Consider the following 6,630-nt stretch of genomic DNA (forward strand, 5'->3'; position numbering starts at 1 on the left):
GGGATGAACAAGCTTGTTGTCGTGCAGTTCCGCTCACTACCTTGCGGGTGCGACGAATTCACACATCTGTGGAATTCAACCCGGTAGTGAGAGGACCGCATGGACGTTTACGCCGCGGGTCTGCTGTGGGTCGGCGGCGCGGCCGTGATCGCCGCCGTGCTGGCCTACCTCATCCGCAGGTACGGCGAGGACCAGGGCCGCCCGGACAACAACGAGGCGGCCGGGCAGGTCTTCACGATCGTGGGCGGCCTGCACGCGGTCCTGGTGGCGTTCGTGCTGATCGCCCTGTTCGACGCGGTGAACGCGGCGGACGAGTCGTCGTACAAGGAGGCTGACGGGCTGGTCGCGGCCACCTGGGCGTCCGACGCGCTGTCCAAGGAGACCGGTGACGAGGTCCGCGCGCTGTCCCGCGCCTACGCCATCACCGTGATCAACGAGGAGTGGCCGAAGCTGCGCGAGGGCGTGGACTTCGAGTCCACCGGCTGGTCCCAGCTCGACCGCATCCGCAAGGTCGTCGCCGAGGCGCCGGCGGACAACGAGTGGCAGGTGGACCGCAAGGCCGAGGCGGCCAACCAGCTGTGGCAGGTCTACGAGGCCCGGCAGTCCCGGTTGGACACCGCGGGCGGCGGCGTGAGCACGGTGGTGTGGTTCGTGCTCGTGGTCGGCAGCTTCCTCGCGATCGGCCTGCCGCTGCTGTTCGGCGGGCCGCTGATGCGCACGCACGTCGTCATCGTCGCCACCCTCGCCGCCACCATCACGTTGCTGCTCTACGCGACCTACCAGCTCCAGAACCCGTACGGCGGTGGGGCCGAGCTGGGGCCGGAAGCGTTCCAGGCGGCCGTCGAGCGGTTCGGCTGACGCCGTGATCGAGGCCTTGGCCTGCGTGGCCCTCCAGGTCGAAGCGGACCACCACGGTCCGTCGACGGTGTACCGGCTGGAGCTGCCGTCCGGCCAGGCCCAGGTCCTCACGACGTTGGACACGCGGGTCAACGCGGTCGGCTACTCCGTCCCGCAGGACCGGGTGTACGGGGTGGACGCCGACGGCGACGTGGTCGCGCTGGACCGCACCGGGCGGCCGGTGGCGCGCTCGACCGGGCACCCGCACGTGCTCCGGCACGCGACGGCCGGGGCGGTGGTGGCGGAGAAGCTGGTCGTGCGGGTCGGGCACCTGCTGTTCTGGGTGGACATCGACCCGAAGAGCGACAAGTACCTGCGGGTGGTGCGCGAGGCGTGGCTGTGGCCGCCGCCGCACGCGTTGAACGTGGACGACTTCGACCTGAACCCGGTGGACGGGCTGCTGTACGGGGTGGCGACGTTCCCGTACGGGCGGGCGTACGTCGTGGCGATCGACCCCGGTACCGGACGCGTGGACCGCGTGCCCGGAACGGGTGAACTGCCCGCCACCCACGGCTACGGCGCGGTGGTGATGGGGCGGGACGGCGCGCTGTACGTGACCAGCAACAACCACAAGGGCCGCAGCGTGCTGCACCGGGTGGCGCTGGACGGGTCGGGCGCGGTCACGGAGATCACGTCGCGGCAGGCGCGGTGGAGCATCGACGCGACGAGCTGCCTGGCCACACCCCCGATCGTGGACCCGATCCCCCCGGACCCGACCGTGCCGCCGACCACCCCACCCACCACACCCCCGACGACCCCGCCACTGGACCCACCCCTGGTGCCCCCCTCGGTGTCGCCGACGACGACCACCCCACCGGCCCCACCGCCCCCGGGCGCTCCGCTGAACCCCCAGCCCACCGTCCCACCCACCGTCCCGCCCGCCACCCCACCCGCCACCCCACCCGCCGAGCCGCCCGAGCGCCCCGACCCGACCCGCGAGCCGATGCGGCGGCCGGAGCCCAAGGCCGAGAAGGTCTCCGACGGCAACCGGAACGTGCGAGAACAACGCCGCTGGGGCCTCGCCGCGATCGTCCTCATCCTGGGCGCAGGCGTAGCGGCCCGAGCCCACGCCCGACACCGCTGACGCACTCGACCCCGCTGACGCACCCGACACCGCTGGCGCGCCCAATCCCGCTGGCGCACCCGACACCGCTGACGCGCCCGACCCCGCAGGCGCGCCCGACCCCTCTGGCGTTGGCGCGCAAGGCTTCCGCCCCCGGTGGAGCGCCAGCCCGAACCGGTGTGCGCCGGGTCCTCCGAAAGTGCGACCTCCCGTGGGTCCTCCGGCCGACTCGCCGACGCCGTCCAGCGGCCTACCTTCGGCAGGCGGTAACCACTGGAGGGGGAACATGGGCGGTCGGATCACGGCCCTGGACGTGTTGCGGGGCGTGGCCATCCTGGGGACGCTCGGCACGAACATCTGGATCTTCACCCACCCGGCCGGCCCGGGTGGCTTCCTCACCGGCGCCGACGACTGGGGCGAGGCGCTGCTGCGGATGGTCAGCAACGGCAAGTTCCTGGGGCTGCTGTCGATCCTGTTCGGCATCGGCCTGGCGTTGCAGCACGCGTCGGCGGTCAGGCGCGGGCAGAAGTGGCCGGGCTGGTACCTGTGGCGGTCGGCGCTGCTGCTGTTCGAGGGCCTGCTGCACTACGTGCTCATCTTCGAGTTCGACGTGCTGATGTTCTACGCGATCGTGTCCGTGGTCGTGGCGTTCGTGGTCGGGCGCAGCGACCGGGTGGTGCGGGCGTGGCTCGGCGGCGCGCTGGTGCTGCACCTGGCGTTCGTCGGGCTGGTGACGTGGTTGATGCACCTGGGGGACGGGTCGTTGGGCGGGTCGCTGCCGATCGACACCTCGACGTGGCTCGGGCAGGTGCGGTCGCGGATCGAGTACGCGGACGTGTTCCGCGCCGAGGTCGTGTTCGTGCTGCCGTTGAGCACGGTGCTGTTCCTGGCCGGGGCGCGGCTGCTGCGGGCGGGCGCGCTGGAGGACTCCGAACGCGGCCTGCGCGTCCAGCGGCGGCTCGCGGGGTGGGGTCTCGGCCTGGGCCTGCCGCTCAACGTGGTCACCACGCTGGCCGGCGGCGAGTGGTTCGCCGTCGACCGGTACGTGTCCGCGCCGATCGTGTCGTTCGGCCTGCTCGGCGCGATCACCATGCTGGTGCACCGGATGCGCGCGCCGGAGGGCTTCCTGCGGCGGGGCGTCACGTCGGTGGGGCGCTCGGCGTTGAGCTGCTACATCGCGCAGAACGTCATCGCGTCGGTGCTGTGCTACCGGTGGGGGCTCGACCTGACCGGCCGGCTGGGGCACCTGGGGGTCTGGTACACGGTCGGCGCGTGGGTCGTGGTGTCGGCGCTGTTGATGCTCGGAGCGAGCTGGTGGATGAAGCGGTTCTCGCGCGGCCCCGTCGAGGCGGCGTGGAACTGGGCGTACCGGGCGCCGCAACGACGCCCGGTGGCGGTCTGATCATCCGCTCACGCGAGGCGGTCCGGCACGGGGGCCAGCGGGTACTTCCGCCAGAAGTACGCGTCGGCCGCGTGCTGGTCCGCCGCGAAGTTGACCGCCTCGACGATCTTGCCGTTGCCGACGCGGAAGGCCAGCGCCCACAGGATGTCCAGGCCCTCGGGCTCGGTGCTCCACCCGCGGTGCAGGTCCACGACCCAGTCGCCGTCGGCGGCGAGGAAGACCGGGTCGGCCTTGAAGCCGGCCTTGGCCAGCTCGGCGAAGAAGGCGAGCACCTCGGTCGCGCCGACCTTCGTGCCGGACAGCGGGTGGTGGCCGGGGATGGTCCACCGGATGTCGTCGGCGAAGAACTCCGCGAGCGCTTGCGGGTCGTCGCCGCCGTAGACCCGGTAGAAGCGGCGGATCAGCTCGACGTTGGGGTGCTCGGTGGTCACGTCGGCCAGCCAACCAGCGGGTGGTCCCGGCGGTCCAATGCCTGCGGCCATGCCCGACGGGCATCGGTGCGGACGCTGGTGGGTCAGGTCGTCGGGTCGGGGCTGCCTGGTCGGCGAAGCTGCTCGGCCGCGGCGCGACCAAGCCGGAATTCCAGCCGGGCGGTGGACCGTCCTCGCCAATCCGGAGGGCCACCTGTTCTGCATCTCGGCCGCGGGCTGAGCGACCGGTGGGGGTGCCGCGCGGGCGGCACCCCCACCGCCGATCACGGGTAGCTGACCAGGTACCGGACCTGGTTGGCGGTGTTCGCGACCCCGCCCACGCCGTTGATCACGTTGTCGATCGTCCCGACCCCGCCCAGCGACACGGTCACCAGGTCGTGGAACCGCACACCGGGCGTCCGCGGCACCTCGAACCCGTTCGCCGTCACCACCGAGGGGTTGGCGTTGTTGAAGCAGTACACGCCGACGCCCCAGGCCTCGTGCGTGGTCACCGACGGCGCGACCTTGTACGCCGCCCAGCCCGGGGACGAGCCGTTCATCCACGCGGCCTGGTTCGGCGGGTCGTAGGGCAGTTCGTTCTGGAAGAAGTACGTCCGCCCGCCGTTGCCGTTCCACACCACGTTGTGCTGCTGGTAGTGCTCGACGAACAACCCGTACGCGGTGACGTCGTTGCCGTTGACGACGACGCCGTTCTGCGCGGTGTTGACCGTCCAGCCGACGCCCGCGCCGTGGTCCGCGCGCCACACCCACGTGTGGTCGATGATGGTGTGGTTGCTGTTGACCTGCAACGACACCGTCGCCTTGCCCGCCTGCGACCCGCCGACGCGCAGGTACACGTCGTGCAGCGAGATCGGGTTGGCGGCGTGGTTCGCCGTCGAGCCGGGGGTGCCGACCTGGAGCAGGACGGGCGAGTTGACCACGCCCGCGTCCACCAGGAACCCGGCCAGCTTCACACCGTCCACATCGGACACGGTCAGGGCCGGCTTGCCGGTGTCGGGCGAGAGCGTCGCGAGGCCGAGGCCCAGCACGACCGTGTTCGGCCGGGTGACGGTGATCGTGTCGGACAACCGGTGCACGCCGGGCGTGAGCAGCAGGTGCTTGCCGGCCGCGAGCGCGGCGTTCGTCTGGGCGACCGGGGTGCCGGGCTTGACGATGAAGAAGTCCGCGAGCGAGATCGACGTGCCGGCCGGCGTGCCGGACTCCCAACTCGTGCCGCGCGCGTTCTGCCGCAGGGCGGGGACGAACACGCGGTACTCGCCGTTGGCCAGGTACAGGAACGGCTTCTCGCGCACGACCGGCGTGGTGTCGATCGTCGTGTGCGAAGGGTTGGGGAAGTGCTGCGGCGGCGCGCCCTGCGTGCCGACGAACACCATGTTCCAGACCGAACCGCCCCAGCCGCCCGCGAGGTTGCTGTTGCGGGTCAGGAACTGCTGCTGCGAACCGGACTCGGTGTACCCGTCGATCCTGCTGTCCACGATGAGCCCGCCGGAAGCCCAGCCGTCACCACCGTTCCACAGCTGCACCTGGCCGCGCAGGTGCATCCGCCGGTAGGCGGCGGCCTGCGACACGGCCCAGCGCTCGATCTGCCCGGCGGGAACGGTGACGGACATGTTCTCCGCGCCGCGCCAGAAGTTCTGGGTGGCGTTGCCGAGGTTGTTCGGGTTGTCGCCCTGTTGCAGCCAGTCGGCCTCGACCCGGACGTGCCCGTTGAGGTTGACGTCGTCGGGGCGCAGGCCGAGACCGGCGACCTGCGTGTAGAAGCGGAGGTTGACGTCGGCGTTGTAGGAGCCCGGCTTGAACAGCACCGCGTACCGTTCGGGTCCGAACTGATTGGTCTTCATCTGGGTGGAGATGGCGTTGAGCCGGTTCTGCATCTCGGTCTGCGACGACTCCGGCCCGTAGACGAGGACGTTGGGCCCGAAGTCCGGGTTGCGCGGGTCGGTGGGCGGGACGGTCGGCGTGTCGGTCGCGGTGTTGATGCCGAACTCCCAGAGCGAGTGCCCCCACTGCGTGGCCCGAGCCGTGCCGAGGACGCGCACGTACCGGCCGGTGCCGGTGACGTCGAGGTTCTGCACGCCGCCGGTGGAGGTGGTGGTGGAGTAGACGGTCGTCCAGGTGGTGGTGTTGTCGGAGACCTGGACCTGGAAGGCGCGGCTGTGGGCGGTCTCCCAGTTCAGGTGCACGCGGCAGACCTGTTGAGAGGAGCCGAGGTCCACCTGGATCCACTGCGGGTCGGCGAACGCGCTGGACCACCGGGTGCCGGTGTTGCCGTCGACGGCGGCGGAGGCGGGGGTGCCGGCGTTCTCCGTGGAGGACGCGGTGGCGGGCCGGTTGAGCGCGGCGTTCGTCGTGCCGCACTCGGCGGCGTGGGCGGAGAGCGGAAGGGCGGGGCCGAGCACGGCGACCACGGCGGTTGCCGTCGCGGAAGCGAGCAGCCGGGAACGTGTCAAGCGCATGGTCCTACCTGACTGGGTGTGGGGGCAGGGAGCAGCCCGGAGAGGATGGCCCCCGTGGCACCGGGGGCGTGAGAGAGCGCTCTCTCGGAGCGTAACGCCGGCGTTCCAGCACCGTCAACGAACGGTGGTGGGGGAGCGGAAAACCCGGTCGGACCGGGAAAACCACGCCCGTCCACGCCCGCCCGCCGACTGCCGCCCACCGCCCGCCGCCCGCGACGCTTTCGCGCGAAGCGCGCCCACCGCACGGCGGCCCGCCTTCCGCTCGCGCGAAGCGCGGCGGTCCCCGCCGCGCAGCGGCGGGCTGGGCTCCCAGCCACAAGGGGCCTTCGTGTTCCCCACCGTATGACCTGCCCGAAGGGCTACCACACTTTTCGGGGGTCG

At 71.6% G+C, this 6,630-nt stretch carries 5 protein-coding genes; 3 read left to right on the forward strand and 2 right to left on the reverse strand.

The features are described from left to right. Nucleotides 1–99 precede the first annotated feature (99 nt). The 3 genes from ABD126_RS30635 to ABD126_RS30645 all read left to right on the forward strand — a co-directional run bounded on the left by ABD126_RS30635 (nucleotide 100) and on the right by ABD126_RS30645 (nucleotide 3,362). Entirely contained in the window at nucleotides 100–858 is a 759-nt protein-coding gene (locus ABD126_RS30635) for a bestrophin-like domain (RefSeq protein ID WP_343937521.1), read from the forward strand. A 4-nt stretch (nucleotides 859–862) separates the two neighbouring features. Then, on the forward strand, nucleotides 863–1,981 hold the full coding sequence (locus ABD126_RS30640) for an NHL repeat-containing protein (protein ID WP_343937523.1): 1,119 nt from the start codon (nucleotides 863–865) through the stop codon (nucleotides 1,979–1,981). A gap of 265 nt (nucleotides 1,982–2,246) precedes the next feature. Further along, nucleotides 2,247–3,362: a DUF418 domain-containing protein gene (locus tag ABD126_RS30645; protein ID WP_343937525.1), complete on the forward strand. Its 1,116-nt coding sequence runs from the start codon at nucleotides 2,247–2,249 to the stop codon at nucleotides 3,360–3,362. 8 nt (nucleotides 3,363–3,370) lie between these two features. Here ABD126_RS30645 and ABD126_RS30650 read toward each other — a convergent pair whose 3' ends face one another. Both ABD126_RS30650 and ABD126_RS30655 read right to left on the reverse strand, forming a co-directional pair. Continuing rightward, nucleotides 3,371–3,793, reverse strand: a complete 423-nt coding sequence (locus ABD126_RS30650) for a nuclear transport factor 2 family protein (RefSeq protein WP_343937527.1) — start codon at nucleotides 3,791–3,793, stop codon at nucleotides 3,371–3,373. A gap of 263 nt (nucleotides 3,794–4,056) precedes the next feature. Beyond that, nucleotides 4,057–6,249 carry a discoidin domain-containing protein gene (locus ABD126_RS30655; protein WP_343937529.1) on the reverse strand — a complete coding sequence of 731 codons (2,193 nt, stop codon included), beginning with the start codon at nucleotides 6,247–6,249 and terminating at the stop codon, nucleotides 4,057–4,059. Between the last annotated feature and the right edge of the window lie 381 nt (nucleotides 6,250–6,630).

The organism is Saccharothrix mutabilis subsp. mutabilis, assembly GCF_039521145.1.
Lineage (GTDB): Bacteria > Actinomycetota > Actinomycetes > Mycobacteriales > Pseudonocardiaceae > Actinosynnema > Actinosynnema mutabilis.

Coding starts and splice junctions, on each gene's coding strand:
- ABD126_RS30635 (WP_343937521.1), top strand. CDS start 100: ATGGACGTTTACGCCGCGGGTCTGCTGTGGGTCGGCGGCGCGGCCGTG.
- ABD126_RS30645 (WP_343937525.1), top strand. CDS start 2,247: ATGGGCGGTCGGATCACGGCCCTGGACGTGTTGCGGGGCGTGGCCATC.
- ABD126_RS30655 (WP_343937529.1), bottom strand. CDS start 6,249: ATGCGCTTGACACGTTCCCGGCTGCTCGCTTCCGCGACGGCAACCGCC.